Origin of the sequence: Hymenobacter volaticus (assembly GCF_022921055.1) — a bacterium.
GTDB lineage: Bacteria > Bacteroidota > Bacteroidia > Cytophagales > Hymenobacteraceae > Hymenobacter > Hymenobacter volaticus.
On the sequence record NZ_CP095061.1, the window covers coordinates 3036013 to 3055119 of the forward strand.

The 19107-nt window shown below is 55.2% G+C and carries 17 protein-coding genes; 10 read left to right on the forward strand and 7 right to left on the reverse strand.

Annotation, left to right across the window (positions count from 1 at the left end; translation table 11 throughout):
• The first annotated feature begins 145 nt into the window (after positions 1-145).
• Positions 146-634 (forward strand): DUF4112 domain-containing protein, encoded by a 489-nt coding sequence (locus MUN86_RS13250; protein WP_245118414.1) that lies wholly within the window; start codon positions 146-148, stop codon positions 632-634.
• Positions 635-709: 75 nt separating this feature from the next.
• Here MUN86_RS13250 and MUN86_RS13255 read toward each other — a convergent pair whose 3' ends face one another.
• From MUN86_RS13255 to MUN86_RS13265, 3 genes are all read right to left on the reverse strand, one after another.
• Positions 710-2209 (reverse strand): sensor histidine kinase, encoded by a 1500-nt coding sequence (locus MUN86_RS13255; RefSeq protein WP_245118415.1) that lies wholly within the window; start codon positions 2207-2209, stop codon positions 710-712.
• 310 nt (positions 2210-2519) lie between these two features.
• The gene (locus MUN86_RS13260; RefSeq protein ID WP_245118416.1) at positions 2520-5174 is read right to left on the reverse strand and encodes a BamA/TamA family outer membrane protein; all 2655 of its coding nucleotides are present in this window, start codon (positions 5172-5174) and stop codon (positions 2520-2522) included.
• Positions 5175-5254: 80 nt separating this feature from the next.
• On the reverse strand, positions 5255-5941 hold the full coding sequence (locus tag MUN86_RS13265; RefSeq protein ID WP_245118417.1) for an efflux RND transporter periplasmic adaptor subunit: 687 nt from the start codon (positions 5939-5941) through the stop codon (positions 5255-5257).
• A gap of 710 nt (positions 5942-6651) precedes the next feature.
• Here MUN86_RS13265 and MUN86_RS13270 point away from each other — a divergent pair.
• From MUN86_RS13270 to MUN86_RS13285, 4 genes are all read left to right on the forward strand, one after another.
• Positions 6652-7077, forward strand: coding sequence for a hypothetical protein (locus tag MUN86_RS13270; protein ID WP_245118418.1), 426 nt, complete (start codon positions 6652-6654; stop codon positions 7075-7077).
• A 25-nt stretch (positions 7078-7102) separates the two neighbouring features.
• Positions 7103-7768 carry an SCO family protein gene (locus tag MUN86_RS13275; protein WP_245118419.1) on the forward strand — a complete coding sequence of 222 codons (666 nt, stop codon included), beginning with the start codon at positions 7103-7105 and terminating at the stop codon, positions 7766-7768.
• Entirely contained in the window at positions 7765-8205 is a 441-nt protein-coding gene (locus MUN86_RS13280; protein ID WP_245118422.1) for a c-type cytochrome, read from the forward strand. The genes MUN86_RS13275 and MUN86_RS13280 overlap by 4 nt, the downstream gene beginning before the upstream one ends.
• 244 nt (positions 8206-8449) lie before the next feature.
• The gene (locus MUN86_RS13285) at positions 8450-9409 is read left to right on the forward strand and encodes an enhanced serine sensitivity protein SseB C-terminal domain-containing protein (protein ID WP_245118423.1); all 960 of its coding nucleotides are present in this window, start codon (positions 8450-8452) and stop codon (positions 9407-9409) included.
• 148 nt (positions 9410-9557) lie between these two features.
• Here MUN86_RS13285 and MUN86_RS13290 read toward each other — a convergent pair whose 3' ends face one another.
• Positions 9558-10097 carry a DUF2062 domain-containing protein gene (locus MUN86_RS13290; RefSeq protein ID WP_245118424.1) on the reverse strand — a complete coding sequence of 180 codons (540 nt, stop codon included), beginning with the start codon at positions 10095-10097 and terminating at the stop codon, positions 9558-9560.
• Between the two features lie 99 nt (positions 10098-10196).
• On the opposite strand from MUN86_RS13290, the gene MUN86_RS13295 reads away from it, so the two are divergent.
• Positions 10197-11132 (forward strand): YihY/virulence factor BrkB family protein, encoded by a 936-nt coding sequence (locus tag MUN86_RS13295; RefSeq protein ID WP_245118425.1) that lies wholly within the window; start codon positions 10197-10199, stop codon positions 11130-11132.
• A gap of 74 nt (positions 11133-11206) precedes the next feature.
• Here MUN86_RS13295 and MUN86_RS13300 read toward each other — a convergent pair whose 3' ends face one another.
• Positions 11207-11551, reverse strand: coding sequence for a four-helix bundle copper-binding protein (locus MUN86_RS13300; protein WP_245118426.1), 345 nt, complete (start codon positions 11549-11551; stop codon positions 11207-11209).
• Positions 11552-11707: 156 nt separating this feature from the next.
• Between MUN86_RS13300 and recQ the strand changes: the two genes are divergently transcribed.
• From recQ to MUN86_RS13320, 4 genes are all read left to right on the forward strand, one after another.
• Complete coding sequence (gene recQ / locus MUN86_RS13305; protein ID WP_245118427.1) at positions 11708-13696, forward strand: DNA helicase RecQ; 1989 nt, start codon at positions 11708-11710, stop codon at positions 13694-13696.
• Positions 13660-13956 (forward strand): helix-turn-helix domain-containing protein, encoded by a 297-nt coding sequence (locus MUN86_RS13310; protein WP_245118428.1) that lies wholly within the window; start codon positions 13660-13662, stop codon positions 13954-13956. The genes recQ and MUN86_RS13310 overlap by 37 nt, the downstream gene beginning before the upstream one ends.
• A gap of 400 nt (positions 13957-14356) precedes the next feature.
• Positions 14357-15160 carry a LexA family transcriptional regulator gene (locus MUN86_RS13315; protein WP_245118429.1) on the forward strand — a complete coding sequence of 268 codons (804 nt, stop codon included), beginning with the start codon at positions 14357-14359 and terminating at the stop codon, positions 15158-15160.
• 273 nt (positions 15161-15433) lie between these two features.
• Positions 15434-16153 carry a pirin family protein gene (locus MUN86_RS13320; RefSeq protein WP_245118430.1) on the forward strand — a complete coding sequence of 240 codons (720 nt, stop codon included), beginning with the start codon at positions 15434-15436 and terminating at the stop codon, positions 16151-16153.
• Between the two features lie 159 nt (positions 16154-16312).
• Here the strand turns inward: MUN86_RS13320 and MUN86_RS13325 are convergent, their stop codons facing one another.
• Together MUN86_RS13325 and MUN86_RS13330 are read right to left on the reverse strand one after the other, a co-directional pair.
• Positions 16313-17140: an alpha/beta hydrolase gene (locus tag MUN86_RS13325; RefSeq protein ID WP_245118431.1), complete on the reverse strand. Its 828-nt coding sequence runs from the start codon at positions 17138-17140 to the stop codon at positions 16313-16315.
• 103 nt (positions 17141-17243) lie between these two features.
• Complete coding sequence (locus MUN86_RS13330; RefSeq protein WP_245118432.1) at positions 17244-19100, reverse strand: M2 family metallopeptidase; 1857 nt, start codon at positions 19098-19100, stop codon at positions 17244-17246.
• Positions 19101-19107: the final 7 nt, after the last annotated feature.

A 19107-nucleotide genomic window follows, 5' to 3' on the forward strand; every position in this document is an offset into this window, starting at 1 on the left:
GCGCAGAGGTTGGCTAGCCCCCGCATTACGAACCGTGCGCCGCGGCCCGAAGGAAGGCAGTGGTCAACCTCCGTGCCCGCGCTACGTTTCTGTGCGGGAGGCTACAAGAAACCGCCACATGCCACCCGTAATCCACTACCCCACCATGTCAACGCCCAAGCCCACCTTCGATACCGATGCCCGCCTGCGCTGGGTGGAAAGTATTTCTCGTCTCCTGGATAGCCAGTTCCGGGTGCCTGGCACCACCTGGCGCTTCGGCCTCGACCCCATCATGAGTTTGATACCCGTGGTAGGCGGCATCCCCTCCTTAGCCGTCTCGGGCATTCTCATTCTGACCATGATGCGCCACGGCGCCAGCGGCAACTTGGTGGTGCGCATGGCACTCAACGTGCTGCTCGACACTATTTTTGGCGCCATTCCCATCATCGGCAACATCTTCGATTTCGCCTATAAAGCCAACGACAAAAATGTACGCCTGCTGCGCGCGCACTATGCCGAAGGCAAGTACCAGGGCAGCGGCAAAGGGCTATTTGCGGTGGTGGCTATTGTGTTCTTACTCTTGGCTGGCGGTGTCGTATGGGGTGGTATCGAGCTGTTTACGTGGCTGTACCACCAAGCGCAACACTTGCTTTAAGTTCTTCAACTAGTTAGTGCTCAAGCTTACATATGACTGCGCAGCGTTATATTCCTCTACGACTACCACTGGTTGCTACACTTGCGGAAGGGTGACAATAAACTCGGTGAATTGCCCTTCTTGCGAGACTACTGCGAGCGAGCCGCCGTGGCCTTTCGTTACAATGTCGTAGCTCAACGACAAGCCTAAGCCAGTGCCTTCGCCAGTAGGCTTCGTGGTGAAGAAGGGTTGAAATATCTTTTCCCGAATTGCCGCCGGAACGCCCATTCCATTGTCGCGCACCCGCACTTCCACCTGCTTTTTACAGCGGCGCGTACTCACTTGCACGTTGGGCTTGTAGTCGGGGCCCTGGGTTGCGGCTTTCTTCCACACAGCGTAAAAAGCGTTGGTCAGCAAGTTGAGAAAGACCCGGTCTATTTCTTGAGGCACAACTTCCACTAAGCCCACTGCCGGGTCCAGTTGCGTGGCTAGCGTGGCGTTGAAGTTCGGAGCTTTGGCCCGCAGACTGTGGTAGGCCAACCGCAGGCTTTCCTCGACCAGCGCATTCAAGTCGGTGGGGGTGGGTTCTCCTTGGCTGGTACGGGCATGGGCGAGCATGTCCCGCACAATAGTAGCAGCTCGGCGCCCGTGCTGCTTGATCCGCTCCTGGTTCTGGCGCAGGTCTTCGGCGGTGCTGAGCAGAAAAGCCCGATCTAGTTCCGGCCGGTTCACCTCCGCTTCTAACTCGGCTGCTAGTTCGGCACTTACTTCCGAGAAGTTGTTGACGAAGTTCAAGGGGTTTTGAATTTCGTGGGCAATACCGGCCGTCAACTCACCTAAGGAGGCCATCTTTTCGCGTTGTACGAGTTGCGCCTGAGTTGCCTCCAAGGAGCTTATGGCTTCGGCTAGCTGCTCGGCTTGCTGTTCCAGTATCTCCCGCTGCGTGTTCGAGGTGTTTTTCTCGGCTTCAATGGTTTTGCGCTGCAAAAAATCAATCCGGCTGTTCACTTCGAAGAAGTAGCAGGTTGCGGAGGCTACAAAATGTGCCGATAGAAGAAACACGTGGTTGTTGATAAGCAGGAGCCTGTCCTGCACCATGTCCTTGTCGAACAGTGCTACAACAAGGTGCGCCAAGAAGATCAAGGTATTGGTTGTCAAGCCGTACCAAAACCGGAGTCTTGCCCACGCCCCCGTAAACATCATGATGATAATCAGGCCGACGTAGTAATGATTATACGCCAGCTCCAGAGGCTGGCCTTTGTGGATGACCCGAATAACTGTGGCGGCTACGATGATGCAGGCGCAGCTGGTTATCAATTGCAGATAGACCCGCAGCCTACCCAGATAAGAGAAAATGATAGCCGCTAGAATAGCCGGACTGCCCACCAAAAACCGGTAAAACCAAGCCGTAGAAGTGGCACTAGGTATTGCAATAACATCGAGCAAGCCAAACGAGGCATAAAGAAACAAGCCCGCCGTTAAGGATACTTTAATGGTGTTCAGATTGGCGACGTAGTAGTATTTGGCATATTCTCGCTCTATTTCTTTAGGAAAACGAAGGCGCCAAGCGGCGGGCTCTAGTTGTAAATAATCCATATTCTGTCGGCGGAGCTGTAGCTGAAAACGGTAGCGGTACCCTTCTGTACTAGCTTCCGTAGTGCGCGCTTATGGGAGTAAACCAATCTACCACAAGCAGACAGAATAGACAACTTTTTAGGGTGTGTGGACACTAGGGGTTTCTAATCAAAACAGGACTGTCACGCTTCGACTGCGCTCAGCATGACGTTCTTTTGTTTGCTGTCCACACCCTTGTAATAGTGGGTTGGAGATTTGCTGCATAGCTTTACCTGTCAAGTAGCCAACCAAAACAGGTTTCAGTTAACTACTTGACAGGTTGTTACACACTTCAGAATTGAAATCCTAAGCGAACCACTGTCATGTTTTCGTTGCGGGAGAGGCCGTAGGTGCCCACCAATACAACCCGGCGAAATGGTTCTGCCCACAGCCCGCCGCCATAGCCGTTGTGCCAAGTATCGGAGTGCTCCTTGTCGATCCACACCCGGCCCACGTCGTGGAAGCCGAGTACTCCTATTTTAGCCGATACCAGCATCGTGTTCAGCGTCCCTAAGTAAGCTCTGAATTCCAGGTTGTTGTAGACGCTGTTCTCGCCCGCAAAACGCGTGCGGCGGTAGCCGCGCAGGTTGGAAAGACCACCGAGGGTAGCGGCCTGGTAGAATTCATAGTCGCTGAAGTTCAAGGTGCCGCCCACGCGGGCCGCCAAGGTGATGCCAGGTGCAATGGCGGGCGTCCAGAACCCTGATGCCTCCGAAGTGAGCTGCGACAGGTTGGGGGCTTGGCTGTTCATGCCCCGCATGCCTGTATAATCGGTGCTCCAGAACACGCCTTTGGTGGGGCGCCAATCGTTGTTGCGCGTATCTACGATGTAGCCCGCCTTTAAGCCGGCATAGTGCTTGGGCTCAAACATGGTGTCCAAAAGCCCGTTGGCCTCGGCCATTTGTTCGATAAACCGCCCCCGCGTCCGCTCCACCCGTACGCGCTGATAAATAGGGCCGGCGTAGAACTGCTGCGGTCCGGCCCGGCGGCGCAACAGGGCTTGAAACGCCACGTTGTTGTAGCGTACCCGGTAGAAACGGATGCCAGCGCGCTTGTTGAAGCTAGTTTCGTTGCCGAAGCCAAAGAAGTTGCGCACGTAGTTTGGAGCCTGCACATCGGCCCGCACCAGCAAATCGAGCTTTCCGGTTATGTGGTTGAAGTCGCCGGCGTAGCGGAAGCTGTAGGCGCCGGTGCCAAGTGCCACATTGGCTTGCAGGCGGTGAATCATGGCCCAGGGCGCTTTGCGGAAGCCCGGCTGGCGGATTTCCACCCCGGCACCGAGGAATAGACCATCGTCGGGGTTGTAGGCCCACGGCAAGAGCGGCCCCACGTACTTGTAGCGGAAGGCTTCGCGGTTGTAGCTGTTGACAAGCGAGTCCGGGGACGTTCTGTTTCGGCTTTCGGCATTGAGTTGCAAGTCGTTGCCGGTAGGCGTGTCGTATACCACCGTGCGCCGGCCAAGTCCGGCAACGCGAGAATGGTCGATGAGCACGTCTTCGCCTTCGCCCCCAATCAGGCGCACGATGGGGCTCTTGTTTACTTCCCCACTTACTTCCAGCTTGTCGCGGCCGCCGTACCCATATAGGCGGATTTCCTGCGTTTCGTCGGTCAGAAAAGTACGCTCGTACAAAGGGTCGCCCGTTGATGTGCCACCGTCTGCCAGGGCGTAGATCTTGACGCGGGTATGCTCGTCGTCGAGCCGCTCGACTTTAAAGTATTCGGGTTGGTCGCTGCCCGTAATGTCGACTTCGCGCGCCAGAAAGCGGTAGTACTTCTCGGCGTAGCTTGGCAAAGCATCCCGGTTGGATTTCAAGTTGGCAACGATAGTTGGGCCAGATAGCTGGTAGATGGAATCGGGTAGCTGGCGGATGGCTTTTTCGATTATGTCATCGGTCAGGCGGGTTTGCATTTCCTGTGCTACCGCTATCCAGTCCTCCCGCGTGGCTTTAGTCAGAAAAGAACGGTCGAAGTACCGGGCGCTGAACATGAAGGTATTCACATTGCGCATCGTCCCATCGAACCCCTGGACGGCGGGCACGGCCCAGTCGCGGCTAGCAAGGTTGGGCAGCAGCCCCTGGTTGACAAAGAAGGCTTGGTCTCGGTCGCGGGGTACAGCACGCAGCAATATGCCGCCCGTGGGCTGCGCGTAGGCCAGCCACCGCCACTGGTCTTCGTGCCGGTCGAAATCGGCGACTATCACATCAAACAGTCGGGCCCGTACCAACTCGCGCTGATCGACTTGGTTTTTCGAATCGGCGCGCAGCAGTTCCAGCACTTTGTCGGTGCTGTAGTTCTTTTCCAGCGTGCGCCCCGTAAACGAGGCGGGCACCTGTGGGTCGCGCTCCTCCAGAATAGCCAACGTATTGGCGAATATGGGTTTAAACTCGCCTAGTCGTTCATCATCGGGCACATACACCAGTTCGGGGTTGGTGTGTCCTACTCCAGCAGCTTCGGCCAAAGTTGGGATGGTAAGCGCGGCATAAGGGTGCGCCGCCGACACTTGGTCCTGCACCACTTTGGCTGCCAACGTATTGCGGAGTTCTTCGCTTAATACTTGCTCGGTGTTTTTCTCGATGGAGCGCAACACATATTCGCGGCCATTGGCGGCCCGCAGGCGGAGCGACTTGGTCTGCTTGCCTCCCCCCTGCTTTAGCGGCTGCAAGCCTCCTTGCGAAGTGCTAAGATTGAGCACTGGCACGCGGACCCGTCTCTGCCACTCTTGCCGGTAATTGCGGCCCAGGAGCATAGTCTTGAATTTTCCCGCCTGATACTGCTGGCTGGCTTTTACCATCACGCTCTCCTGTTCCTTGAACGGCGGCGCGCTCGGCTTGGCAGTCGGCGCCGACACGGTGGAGGTGGCAATGGGGGAAGAGGTGGCGGGAGTTTGAGCGTGGGCAGCGAAGATGGTTTCAACGCCGAGAACAGTGAAAAGTAAAAGTGTCCGCATAGGTTGCAGGGTTACAATGGACGCGTTATTATTTCCGATAAAGCCGCCACCCGAAGTGGTCAGCCTGATGGATGCCTGCCTTAGCGCTTCGCCACAGACGGCGGCAGTTGACGGGCATTCCACGAGACGCTAGCGTGCATCAGTGGCCGGATTAAGGGCGCAACAGCGTTTCGCACGGTAACTAAAACCACGGTTTTCGGTTGGGGAAGTGTTTGCCGCTCGATGCGTTCCACTAGGCCGGTAAAGGTGCGTCCGGGCATTTCCGCCACGCGAACTACCACCGGGTCGCAAACCTTGATTGAGCGCCCCACCTGCGACGACACCACCAGAGGCACTTTCACATGCGATACGTCCTGCAACATGGCCACGCGCATACCCGCCCGCACCCGATTGCCAACCGCTACGTTTCTTTTCACTAGGAAGCCGGCGTGAGGAGCGAGTATGTAGTTGCGATTGAACTCGTTAGAGTACGAGTTGCTTTCCAAGAACTTCAACAGGATTTGCCTGCCCCGTACGTAGTCGCCGTCGGCAAAGAACACCTCTCTAACCCAACCATGCCCTGGCGACATCAAAGGCGACGTAGCAATGGCTTCAACGGTACCCTTAGCAGTTACAAGGTTAGCAGCCGATTGGTAACCAGCCACTTGTTGAAGTGGCAGGCGTGGCTTAACCGAGGCCGTTCGGTGCTGAGCCCCTAACGGATACGCCAAGATGCAACTGAGCAGAACAGTGGCAACAAAAGAAGGAGAGAGGAAAAGTAGACCCATAAAATCCTCGATTGGGTATGTAGGAAACCATCATCACAACCAGCACCAGCTTTTTCGCGCACTTTTCCGGCGCATTCTTAAAAATGCGCTGCCATTTATCGACAGTGAAAGTGCAGGCACCACAGCTATAGGTGAGCAAGAGTGCGCAGGAGAATATCTTTAAATGAAGATACTCGTAATCTAATTTTATATCAAATAATTACCACAAAAACTGTCAACCTTTTTTGATAGTACACGTAGCTGTTCAGCTTACTTGTGACAAGCAGCTATTTCTATAAAACTGATTTTGCAATGTTTAGGCCGCGAAAAGGCAAGCAGCCCAGATACATCAAGCTATTTATTGATGAGCATGGTACCAGAGCGCAACGACCAACCCGATACCAGCCACAACTGCCATTAGCACATATATGACTCTGTTCTGGCGGGGTTCTATTTCGCTCTGTTTCATTGTAGTAGGAGCCCAATCTTATTGTCGTCTTAACGCGGTTTACGCTTATAGGTTAGGTAGGCGCGTGTTGTGAAATTGATTTCTTTTTGTGTTGAACTCAACTCCTAAAACGCTCTTAAACCGCTGGCGCTTTTTGGTTTATTTACTAGAAGGTTGCTTGTAGGGCATCGGGCATCGGATCTTATTCGTTGCCTTCCATAGCTGGTTGGAGTGGCTGTATTATCAGGCAAAGGGTGAAGCAACTACCCACTACCTTTGCGGCGTGAAAAAGCTTTGTTTGTTACTCCTATTGCCGTTGCTTACTGGACTGCCCGCCTGCCTTTCGTTGCAGAGCGACGAGCAAAAAGCCGAGGCTGCCGAAAAAGCTGTGCTGGCCAAACACGACGAATTAATGGCCCAAATGGATCAGCTGACCATTCTGCGACAGCAGCTCCAGAAAACGCCCGGCCCCGATACGGTAGCGGCCGGCCGCCAGCGCCGCGCCCTGCTCGCCTCCGATGCCGCCATGATGGATTGGATGCACCGCTACCGCAAACCCGCCGATACCGTGGCCGTAGCCCGACGCCTCATTTACTTTGCAACCCAACAGAAAAAAATCGATTCGGTGGCGGGCCTGTTTCGCACTAGTATCGACTCGGCGCGGTTATTAGTACAGACCGCGGGAACCCCCACATCTTCCGCTCAATAACGCAATGCTGTTATCTTTTTCGCGTATGCAGGCTGCCTTACTGGCTCTGCTGACAGTTTTTAGCCTCAGCTTGTTTAGCTGCTCCAACACATCCACGCAAGCCAACGAGGAACGCCTGCCCGTCCTGGGCATCAAGCACTCCGCCCCTACCAGTCCTTCCGACACGCTGCCCGACCTGGTACCCAATTTCACTCTTACCAACCAAGACGGCAAAACCATCACCAACCAAACCTTTGCCGGCAAGGTCTACATCACTGACTTCTTTTTTGCCACTTGCCCGAGTATCTGCCCCAAGATGCAAAGCGAGCTGCTGCGAGTGTACGAGGCCAACAAGAACAACTCTAACGTGCTGTTCCTAAGCCATACCATCGACCCGGCCCACGACTCTATCCCGGTGCTGCGCGACTATGCCGAGCGCCTAGGCATCAAGGACGCCTCGCGCTGGCATTTTGCCACGGCGGCCCACGACACCATCTTTGCGCTGGCCCGTGCCTACATGACCGGAGCAGAAGTGGATAAAGGAGTGGCCGGAGGGTATGCGCACAGCGGTACGTTTGCCTTGGTTGATTCCAAGCGCCGGGTTCGGGGCGTGTACGATGGCATGGAGAAAACGCAGGTGGATCAGCTAATTCACGATTTGCCGATCTTGCTGAAGGAAGAAGCCGAAGAACGGCAAACAGCCGCCAAATGAGCCAATTGTTGCCCTTGTTGCTTCGTCTGAGTGCCTTGCTGGCAACCGGGCTGCTGTTTGCGCTGGGCACGACGGGCTGCTTTTCTAACAAGCAAAACGAGGGCGCTCAACTCTACCAAACGCACTGCGCTAGCTGCCACGGCGAGCAAGGCCAGGGCTTGCGCCGGCTCATTCCGCCCGTAGCCGCCTCCGACTACGTAGCCACCCACCGCTCCTACTTGCCCTGCCTGCTTCGCAATGGGATGCGGGGGCCGGTGGTCGTCAACGGCATTGAGTACAATCAAGTGATGCCAGCCCATAAAAACGACCTGACTGACGCCGAAATCACCAATCTGTTGAACTTCGTGCAACAGAGCTGGGGCAACAAAAACGAGCCCTATACCATCCGAGAAGTAACGGAGCTATTGGGCCCTTGTCACGGCAGCATTATCCGCTGACGGCCAGTTTTGTAAAAAGCTGCTAGTCAAAAGGTAAGCTTAGCACTAACGCGAGCTACGGCCGCTCCCTACTAGAATGGGGCTTCGAGTTTGGCTTGCTGGTGCGTCGGCTTTGGTAGGGCAGCAGCCAATTGGTAGTCAGAAGTTTACTACTGCATCTTGCTTTCAGCACACTTTGCACCTGCGGCGGGTATGCATCTTCGCACATTCTTAAGTAGCTTGCACCTTCACTTTTCGTATTTATATGGGTCTGTTTGATTTCCTGAAAAAGAAGCCTGAAGCGCCACAAACCCCACCGGCCGCGGCTCCTGATGCTACTACTCCTTCCCCCGCTCCTACCGGTCCCCGCTATAAAGGAGCTAACTATACGCTACCTACCCCTGAGCAGCAGGCCCCTCCCATTCCGCCCATGCCACTCATTCCAGAGCCGGATTATGGGCAGCCGCCTCAACCCAATTTCCCGTATCCGCCGACCAACGTGCTGGAAGAGCTGTTGATGCGCGCCGCCAACGAGCCCAATATCCGCCCAGCTTTCTACCAGGCGCTACTGCACGAAGACGTGCTAGCCGTGACCCTGCCCAAAGAAGGCGATGCCGGTGGCGAGGTACCCCTCACGCCCGGCATGGAAATTCAGTTGCAAGTATTGAACGACGGTAAGATTCCGCTTTTCACGTCGGTGGAGCGCATATTTGAAGGCGGCCTAGCTCCCGAGGGTATTTCCTACATCCGGGTGCGAGGCCAGGACCTGCTTCAGATGGTACAGGCGACGGATTGCGTGCTAAACCCCTTTTCGGCGTCTGGCAAGCTGCTTACCACCCAGGAAATGCAAGACCTGCTCGCCAGCGACTTAATGGCACCGCCTGCCGAGGGCCCGGGTCAAGGTCAAGTACCCGTGCAGATAGGCCCGCCCGCCGAGCCGCCAATCGCTCTACTCGATGCCTTGCGTGAATATTGCGCTACCCGTCCCTTCATCGAGCAAGCTTATTTAGCTGAACTGCGCGTCGAGAACAGCCAAGAGCCTCCCCGTGTCCTGCTTGCCTTCCTCACCGACGAGCAGCAAGCTGATTTCTTGCAGGAGTTAGGCCCCGTGATGGAAGGCCGCATTGAAGGCTATCAATTTGTAGACATGATGGTGCTCAACCCCGCTGCCGACGAACCCCTGAACCAGTACTTCAATCAGCAAGAGCCTTTCTATCAAAGATAAACTGGTGCAGTGAGACGGCGCCTTGTTGGGGCGGATGTACTCATTGCTTGACTCACTAAAAGCAACAAGCCCTTGACGATTGGTTCGTCAAGGGCTTGTTGCTTTTCAAACTACGCGTAATAGCACAGCTTGCTTTCGAAGACACGATTTACAGTTCTGCCGCCTCCGTCTTTTTCGCCTGCCTCGCCAGCAGCCACCGGAATACGGGCCTCAAACCAAAATTCAATAAGAGTCCAACCGGAACGGCGGCTACTGCCCAAATAATCATGGCCCCGGCACAGGCTTGCCAGAGCAAGTGCACGGCGTCCCGCCAGTTGTTGGCAATTAGGTGTTCCAGCTGTTCTAACGTCAAATCGGGGCCCGCACTATCGCCGAGTAGCTGCGCGCCGAGTCGCATCAGGGGAATAATCAGCAGCAGTTGCACCGGGCTAAGCAAATGACTCATCAGTAGCAGCGCGGCCATATTCAGGCGCAGGCGTACAGCCGTTGCCGTGCACATCAGCGTGGTGATACCCATCATGGGTACCAACCCAAAGATAACGCCTAGCGCCACCGTCAGGGACAATTGCTTGGGTGTAAGGCCTTGCTTGAGAATATTAAGTACAGGCTCAACCACCCGCCGACGCCACCAGCTAGGCGGAGCAGGCGGCTGGGGAGGCGGTGAAACAGGGGAAGTAGATGAAGTCACAGACAAGCAGGAAACTAAGATGCCAAGGAAACTGAGCAACGGCGTTATCTTCGCACAGTGCGCGGTCGGCCATTACGCCGCAACTAGTACGCAAGGCTGATGACAAAAGTACACGGGCCGCACCCAACCCGGGGCCAGAATCTTACAACTATCCTAATTTTGCTCCGGCGTGCTGCCCGCGAGCTGGTTGCCAATGACCCGTTGCGCTTGGGTGCCGCCACCGCCTTTTTCACCACGTTTGCCCTGCCGCCTATCGTGCTGATTCTGGTGCAGGTCTTGGGCTCGGTGTATTCTACGTCGGCGGTGCGGGCTATGCTACTTTCCAAGCTCTCCAATTTGCTAGGTGCTACAGCCGCCGAGTTGGTGGACCAGATTCTGCAAAACGTAACCAACGTGCAGCGCAGCCGCCTCCTCACTTGGCTCGGCTTTATTTTTCTGGTGTTTATTGCCACTACGCTCTTCGTCGTGATTCAGCACTCGCTCAACCAGCTCTGGCAGATTCGGCCGCGGCGCGGGGGCGGCCGCTTCGATAAGGCGTTGCACGAGCGGGCCCGCTCCTTGGGAGTACTCGTTGCTACTGGCTTGCTCTCGTTGTTGACCTTCCTGACCGACGCCGTTATTGCCTTCGTAACCGACTACATCCGCGACTTCGACACGAACGTGGGCTATTATCTGTTCATCGGCATCAGTCAGCTTACGTCCTTGCTGATTTTGGCAACTTGGTTTGGCGTCACGTTTCGCAACTTGAGCAGCGCCAAGGTGCCGTGGCGGGCCGTGGTACGGGGCGCGGCTCTCACCGCCATTCTCATCGATTTAGGTGAATTTGTGTTGGGCAGATTGTTGGTGCAAAGCAATTTAGGCCCTATTTATGGTGCCGCCTCCAGTATTGTGCTCGTGTTGCTGTTCGTGTTTTACTCGGCCATGATTTTCTACTTCGGGGCCTGCTTCACCAAAGCCTACGCACACTACGCGGGCATCGATATCAAGCCCAAGAAATCGGCTGTGCGGTATAAGCTGGTCGATATCGAAGAGTAAATTGCAAAACATACCCCAATAGCTCTGCCTATTCGGTTTGCTACGCGGCATGCTTCAACGGCAACCTCTTCTACTTACCCTAGATACGCTTTGCAGGCTTCTATGCACACTTTGCAAGCGGCGGCACATTGCTGGCAGTGCGTGTCGTTGTGCTTGGCGCACTCAATATGGCAGAGCTGGCACAGTTCAATGCACTCGCGCATCACGTGCTTGGCATGAGCAGAACCGCGGGCCACGAAACGGGCCGTCAGAGCGCAGATATCCGCGCAGTCTCGGTCTAGGAGAATACAGCCCACCATGTGCTGGACGTGCTCCTCGTGCAAACAAGCGGTGATGCAGTTTTCACAAGCTGCTACGCAGCGGTTTAAGGCATCAAGAACGGTTTGATTTTCGGTAATGGGCGGCGTGGACTGTTGCATGGAACAAAAGGCGAGGGTGAAACAACAAGCTGCTCTGTTGTACGCACACTCAACGGCTTTGGCTGTGCGGGATTTAACTCGAAAAAGGCACGATTTCCGCCCGGTTGTGGTTACATTCAGCTTTCATGTCCTACTTAGCCGTCGTATTTTTACCGGATGTTATTTGCTGCCGAACCCCTCGCTCCTACGCTCGATTCTGCTCGTCGCGTCCTAAAGAAATACTATGGTTATGACAGCTTCCGGCCTATGCAGGAAGACATCATCCAGAGTATTCTGAGTGGGCGCGACACGGTGGTGCTTATGCCAACGGGCGGTGGCAAATCGGTGTGCTTTCAGGTGCCAGCCGTGGTTAGCGAAGGCGTATGCGTGGTGGTTTCGCCGCTGATTGCTTTGATGAAGGACCAGGTGGAAGCGCTGAAAGCCAACGGTATATCGGCAGCGTACATCAACAGCAGCATTGGGCAGAGCGAGCAAAACGCCATCTGTTCGGACTGCGCCAACGGCTACCTGAAGCTGCTTTACGTTTCGCCAGAGAAGCTACTGTCGCCTGGCTTTCTGCAGTTTTTGCAGCGCCTGCGGGTGAGCATGTTTGCCATCGACGAAGCCCACTGCATCTCGTCGTGGGGGCACGACTTCCGGCCCGAGTACACGCAGTTGCGGGTGCTGCGCGACCAATTTCCGAACACGCCCATCATTGCCCTAACGGCCACCGCCGACCGCCTCACTCAGCGCGATATCCAAAAGCAACTGCGCCTGCACGAGCCGCAGGTGTTCCTGTCCAGCTTTGATAGGCCTAACCTCAACCTCATCGTGCGGCCCGGCCAGGACCGCGTAGGTGGCATCCTCGACTTTATCGAGCGCCACCCCGGCGAGTCGGGGATTGTGTATTGCCTCTCGCGCAAGCAGTGCGAAACACTGACGCAGAAACTACAAGCAAAGAAAATCAAGGCGGGTTTTTACCATGCCGGCATGACGCCCAACCAGCGTGGGGCCGTGCAAGAAGGCTTTTTGAAAGACGACTTGCAAGTGATTGTGGCTACCATCGCCTTCGGCATGGGCATCGATAAGAGCAACGTGCGGTGGGTGATGCACTACAACCTGCCAAAAAACATCGAAGGCTACTACCAGGAAATCGGGCGCGGCGGCCGCGACGGGGCGCCGGCTACGGCGGTGCTGTTCTACAGCTTCGCCGACGTGCTGCAGTTGCGCGAGATGCTCACCAAGGAGAATCCGCAACTCACTCAGCTCAACCTCACCAAGTTGGAGCGCATGCAGCAGTTTGCGGAAGCTGCCAGCTGCCGCCGCAAAATCTTGCTTCACTATTTCGGCGAGACTCTCACCCAAGACTGCGGCAACTGCGACATCTGTCGCAATCCTCCCACCACCTTCGACGGCTCCCTGATTGCGCAGAAAGCCTTGTCGGCGGTGGTCCGGATGCGCGAGAGAGCCAGCATCGGCCTGCTCATCGACGTGTTGCGCGGTATGCGCAACCAAGCCGTACTCAGCGGCGGCTACGACCAAATTAAAACCTACGGCGCCGGCTCCGACCTCCCCTACCTCGACTGGTACAGCTACATCCATCAGATGCTGAATGACGGGCTGCTATACATTGCCTACGAGGAAGGGTACGCTCTGAAAATCACCGATCTAGGCCGCGAAGTACTGCAAGGCCAGCGGCCCTTGGCGCTCAAGAAGTTTCAGCCCGCCGAGAAAGCCGAAAAGCCCAAACGGGGCCGCAAAGCTGCCACCGAAACCACTGCGCCTGTCTCACGCGAAGTGCAGCTCTACGAGGCCCTGCGTGCCCTGCGCAAGCGCATCGCCGATGAGCAAAACGTGCCGCCGTACGTCATCTTCACGGATGCTACCCTGCAAGAAATGGCCAACGAACGGCCGGTTTCGCGCATGGCAATGCTTGGCGTTTCAGGTGTGGGCATGAAGAAATTCGAGAACTACGGCGAGGTATTTATCAAGGAAATCATGGCTCACGGCGGCAATCCTGCCGAGCTCGACGATTCCGACGATGACCTGCCCACCAACCTCGACCCCGACGACTTTAGCGCTCCTGCCCCACTCGCAAGCGTGAGCCTAAAGCTGAAACCGGTAACACCATGGACACCTCATTTCAGTTGCACCGCATGGGCCTGAGTTTGGAAGCCATTGCCGAACGCCGGGGCCTAACAGTATCAACAGTGCAAACGCACCTTACCAATGCCTACGCCAAAGGAAGCGAGCTGCGCATTGCTGACTTCCTAACGCCCACCGATCTGGCTGAAATCCAAACCGCGCAGGCTCAACTCGGCGGCAGCCCCATGCTCCGTGACCTGTACGACCACCTGCGCGAGAAGTACGACTATTTCAAGCTCCGTCTAGCTTCTCTGTATTTCAAGAAGCTCCGCGGAGAGTAAGTAGCCCCTTCGGCAGGCGATAATGTTGTTAATGAACTTGTTATCATAGTAACTGAGGTCATTAGAATAACGGTCATGCTGAGCGCAGTCGAAGCATCTCGCGTGCTGACGCAGGAGTAGTAAATGACTTTACCACCCTAGCGAGATGCTTCGGCTGCGCTCAGCATGACCGTTACTTTGGCATGGTATGTCACCGATATAACTAGTAGAAAAACGATAAATAGTAGGTCGAACCATATGTGGCAATGGCCTAATCTACATCAGTAGATAGTTTGTAGCGTTCCAAAAAAAATTAGCAAAAAATTTCAGCTAATTGAATTAGTATTCTCGTAACAGGGTTCGTACTTTCACGAGCCGGTAACTATCTACCGATGAAGCCTTTTTCCGGCTCCCCTGCGCTATGATCAATACCAATCTTAAATTCTGGCGGCGTGAACTGGCCCTTACACAGGCCCAGATGGCCGAAAAGCTAGGTATCAAACGCTCCTTGGTGGGCGCTTACGAAGAAGGGCGTGCCGAGCCCAAGTTGACTACTCTCGTTAACATGGCTCGCCTGTTCGGCATCACGCTGGACGCCCTGGTGACCACTGACTTTAGCAAAAAGAAGAATGCTAAAGCCGCGCTGTTGCAGTTGCAGCCTGCTACCACCGAACCAACCCGTCCGGGCGGTGGCAACGGCCTGCGCATCTTAGCGCTTACGGTAGACAAAGAGCAAAACGAAAACATCGAGCTGGTGCCCCAAAAGGCCGCGGCCGGTTACCTCAATGGCTACGCCGACCCTGAGTACCTAGAGGAGCTACCAAAGTTTCGGTTGCCTATGCTCGGCACAGGTGGAACCTACCGTGCTTTCGAAATCAGCGGCGACTCCATGCTGCCCATTGCCAGTGGCACCGTTATCGTGGGCCGCTACGTGGACGACTGGATGACGCTCAAGGACGGCACGCCTTGCATTGTAGTTAGCTCCAAGGAAGGCATTGTGTTCAAGCGCGTGTTCAACCGTCTCAAGGAAGGCGCCATGCTGGCCCTGCACTCCGACAACCCACTGTACTCGCCCTACGAAATCGACGTAGAGGATGTAGTGGAAATCTGGGAAGCTAAAGCATACATCAGCAGCACCTTCCCCATTGCCGACCTCTCGCTAAACCGTCTGGCCAGCATCGTACTGGATCTGCAACAGCAGGTGTCCACCATGCGGAAGGCGTAGCAGTTGTAGCCTATTTGTTGACTTGTGCCGTTTCGCGCAAGTTTTACATAAGCCCACCGAGCCTCTTGTTCGGTGGGCTTTCTGTTTTTGGTTGAATGAACAAGCCTACTTGCAGGGCAGCTAGTTAGGTGCTTGTATTGCTAACGACCGCAGCCAGCCAGTGGTAAGCAAGACGCATGCGCCTCCTGGAAGGCACAAGCTAAAGCTTACGCCGTCTTCAACTTCCAGTGGTTGGGCTGCGTAAGGGAGCACACAACCCAATCTCCTCCCGCTATGATCAAGCTCGTTTCTGCCGCCGACCGTCACCACGCTGCCCCTGTAGCATGGCTCAATAGTTTCTTCCTCTTCAGTTTTGCCGACTACCACGACCCGCAGAACGTGCAGTTCGGCCCCTTGCGCGTCTTCAACGACGACACGGTGCAGGCCCAATCCGGTTTCCCACAGCATCCGCATTCGGAAATGGAAATCGTAACGCTAGTGCTGGAAGGCGAATTGTACCACGAGGATACGCTGGGCAACAAAGCCACCATCAAGAAAGGCGACGTGCAGCGCATGACGGCTGGCACCGGCCTAGCCCACTCCGAGTACAACCGCACCGATAAGGTGTTGCACCTGTATCAGCTCTGGTTTATATCCAACCAGAAAGGCTTGGCGCCTAGCTACGAACAGAAGGACGTAAACTTCCTGGATACCAAGAACGAGTTGGTACCGCTGGTATCAGGGCAGAAAGTGCTGGAAGACGTGGTGTACATGAATTCTAACACGAGTATCTACTGGTGCAATTTGCGCGAAGACAAGACGGTTATCTTTAAAACCTTCCCCATCCGCAACACCTTCATTTACGTGAAAGAAGGGTCCCTCTTCATCAACGGCATCGACATTGGGCCCAACGACCAAGTGCGCTCCACCGACGAGCATGTGCTAGAAATTCGGGCTTCCAAGGATGCGCAGTTCATACTAATCGATTTGCCAGCTGACGAGGCGAATTACTAATTCCATAGTAGCAACGCCGCTCGGCACACTATGCGCATTGAACATGCTTATGAGACTTCAAACAAAGAAGGCCGAACCAAATGGTTCGGCCTTCTTTGTTTAGACGATGGTGGTCTATATTCCGGCTTTGGTTTGCCTGTTTAGTTATCCAATTCCTTACTACTTCGCAGAACCTTGCACCGGCGGCTTAAACACGAACCGGAAAGCTTTTAGAGCGGCCGGGTGGTAGATAGTTGCGTGTGTTTCATCAGGCATCGACTCGAAATGCCAGTTGATAGTAGGCTTTGCAGCTGCTTGTAGTACCTCGGCAAATTGGCGGCCGTCGGTGGCAATTTCAGGCTCGCTGCTTGTGGCCATATACAGCGTTTTCTTTTTACCGGTATAGGTCTGTAAGAAGCTGCTGGCTTGTTTTACTAGCTGCTTGTTATTCCACCACAGGCTCGGGTCGAATGCCAGGTAGGTATCGAACAGGTCGGGCTCTTCCAACAGCGTCTCCACCACAAATAAGCCCGCCAGCGATTCACCGACAATGGCGGTTTCTGGTGTGGTGCGGTAGCGCTGCCGAATCTGGGGCATTAACTCCTGGCGAATAAACCGGCGAAACGCGGCCGAGCCTCCTACGCGGGGCGCAATCTTTTTGTCTTTCTCATTGGTTGTGGGACCCGTTAGGTCGCGCCGCCGTTCAGTGTTCTCAATCCCGACCAAGATGAACGGGCGCATGGTGCCATTGCCTACCAGCACCTGCACAAGCCCGGCCACGTGCAGGAAGTCTTCCGCTATGCCGCCATCAGGCATATACAGCACAGGAAGCTGCACCGTAAGAGACTCAGTGTAAGCAGGCGGATAGTACACGTTGATGCGCCGGTTCTCGCCTAATACTTTAGACGCTAGCGTAAAGGTGTTTCCTATAGTGAGTACAGCATCTTTATTTTGCGCCTGCACAAACTTGCTTCCGGTGCCAACGAGCAGAAACAGAAGAACAAGCATCTGTTTAAGTGAACTACAACTGATGCTCATTCTTCTAAATTTAAATTTGTGATTATCTCGATTATCCGGTCTTGCGCCAGGGCCTTGTTCAAATAGGCTCTTACTACATCGTGTACTTACGCCCTTTGTTCTGCTGCTTTAGATAAGCCATCAGCGGCTGGAAATACTCTACCATAGCGCGAGCCGACAGGTCTTCGCCGGTTTTCTCTTTGAGCACGGCTTGCCAGTCTTTGCTGGCGCCGGGGCGCATGATGTCGGCCAGGAAGGCTCCTACTTCTTTGCTGCCGTAGTAATTGGTAGCGTGTGGGTCCTGCTTGAGGATCTTCTTGGCGATATGGTCGTGAAGCTGGAACAGGATGACGTACGACAAGGCGTAGTCGTAATACTGCGCGGGGTCGTCGTTGATGTGAGTTTTGGTAGCGGGGTCGAGGTACTGCTCGCCGCGCGTGGTAGGTGGTACAATGCCCTGGTACTTCTTGGCGAGTTCCCACCACTTCGCGTTAAGCTGGTCGGCGGGCAGCTTGTCGGCGTAGAAGCTGTTCTCCCACTCGCTCATCACGCCCGAGGCAAAGGGAATGAAGGCGGCATAGTTGAGGGCCTCTTTGAGCAGGGTTTGGGTTTGGTCGGTTTGCGTTTTGGCATCAACTAGGTTGAGACCGGTTAGGAATGGCTTTTGGGTGGCCGCCAAGCCCATGAGGCTGCCCACAGCTTCGTGGTAGGCACGGTTGGCGCCACCGCGCAGCAGCACGGGTACCTCGGGGTTAGTATAGGTGAGGTAGTAGTAAATGTGGCCAAGTTCGTGGTGGGTGGTTTCGTACCACTCGGTGTTGCCTTCCACGCTCATTAGGCTGCGCACGTCCTGGTCGAGGTTCATGTGCCAGGCCGAAGCATGGTTGTTTTTCTTATAGGTGGCGCCTTTGGGCAACGGATAGAGGCTACTTTTCTCGTAAAACACCGGCGGCAGCGCCGGAAAGCCGAGGCTTTGGTAGAATCGTTCGGCCTGCTGCACCTGCCACTCCGCGCCTTTTTTGGCCAGTACGGGGTCGAGGTTAAGGCCCTTCACTTCCACCATGGCACTCCAATCTTGGCCCCAACGGTTGGGCAGCCAGTGTGCGGGCAAATAGTCGGGTACTTGCTTCTGGCCGTATTTTTTGGCTAGCTCGTAGCGGGCATACGTGTGCAACTCGCGGTAGAGTGGGCGTAACTCGTCGTTGATTTTGCGTACCAGCGTCATCATTTCTTCCCGACTCAAGCCGTAATCGGAGGCCTGGTAGGTGAAGTAGTCGGGGTAGCCGAGGGCCTGAACGGTTTGGTTGCGCAGGTCGCGCAGGTTAAGCAGGCCGTCTTTGAGCGTGGGGCCGATGGCCTTGCTGGCTTCCCATACTTGCTGGCGCTTGGCAGCATTCTTTTCCTTGCGCAGCAGTTCGTCGAGGTCGTTGGTGGTGACGGACTTACCTTCGTACTTGTAGTCGAAGCCGTAGAGCTTTTCGGTTTGGGCGGCTTCAGCAGCAATGCGGCGTTTCACTACATCGGCTACCGTTTGGGGGTTGTTGGCGGCATTGTAGAGAGCGGTTTGCAGCTGCTTGATTTGCAACTCCGTAAGGTCTGATTTATGCTCTAGCAGGGCCTTAATGGTGACAATATTTTCGGAGCTACCCGTAAAAGCAGCCATACGGCCGTTAGCACGGGCTGTGGCGCCCGAGTTACTGGTGTCGCCCGCCACAATATGCGTATTGGAGCGCCACTCCGCCTCACTCGATTGGGTATAGAGCCGCTGGTACTCCTTGGAGTAGTTAATTAAGAATTCCTCGGCCTGCGCCCGGTAATCTGGCGGGGCGGGCGGAGTGGAAGCGGTGGTTTCGGGAACAGTAGTAGGCGTGGTAGTAGCAGGCGTATTGGCCGTAGGCGCGCAGGCCGCTAGCGAAACAGCCGTTAGAAGGGGCAAAAAGGTCTTTTTCATTACAGCA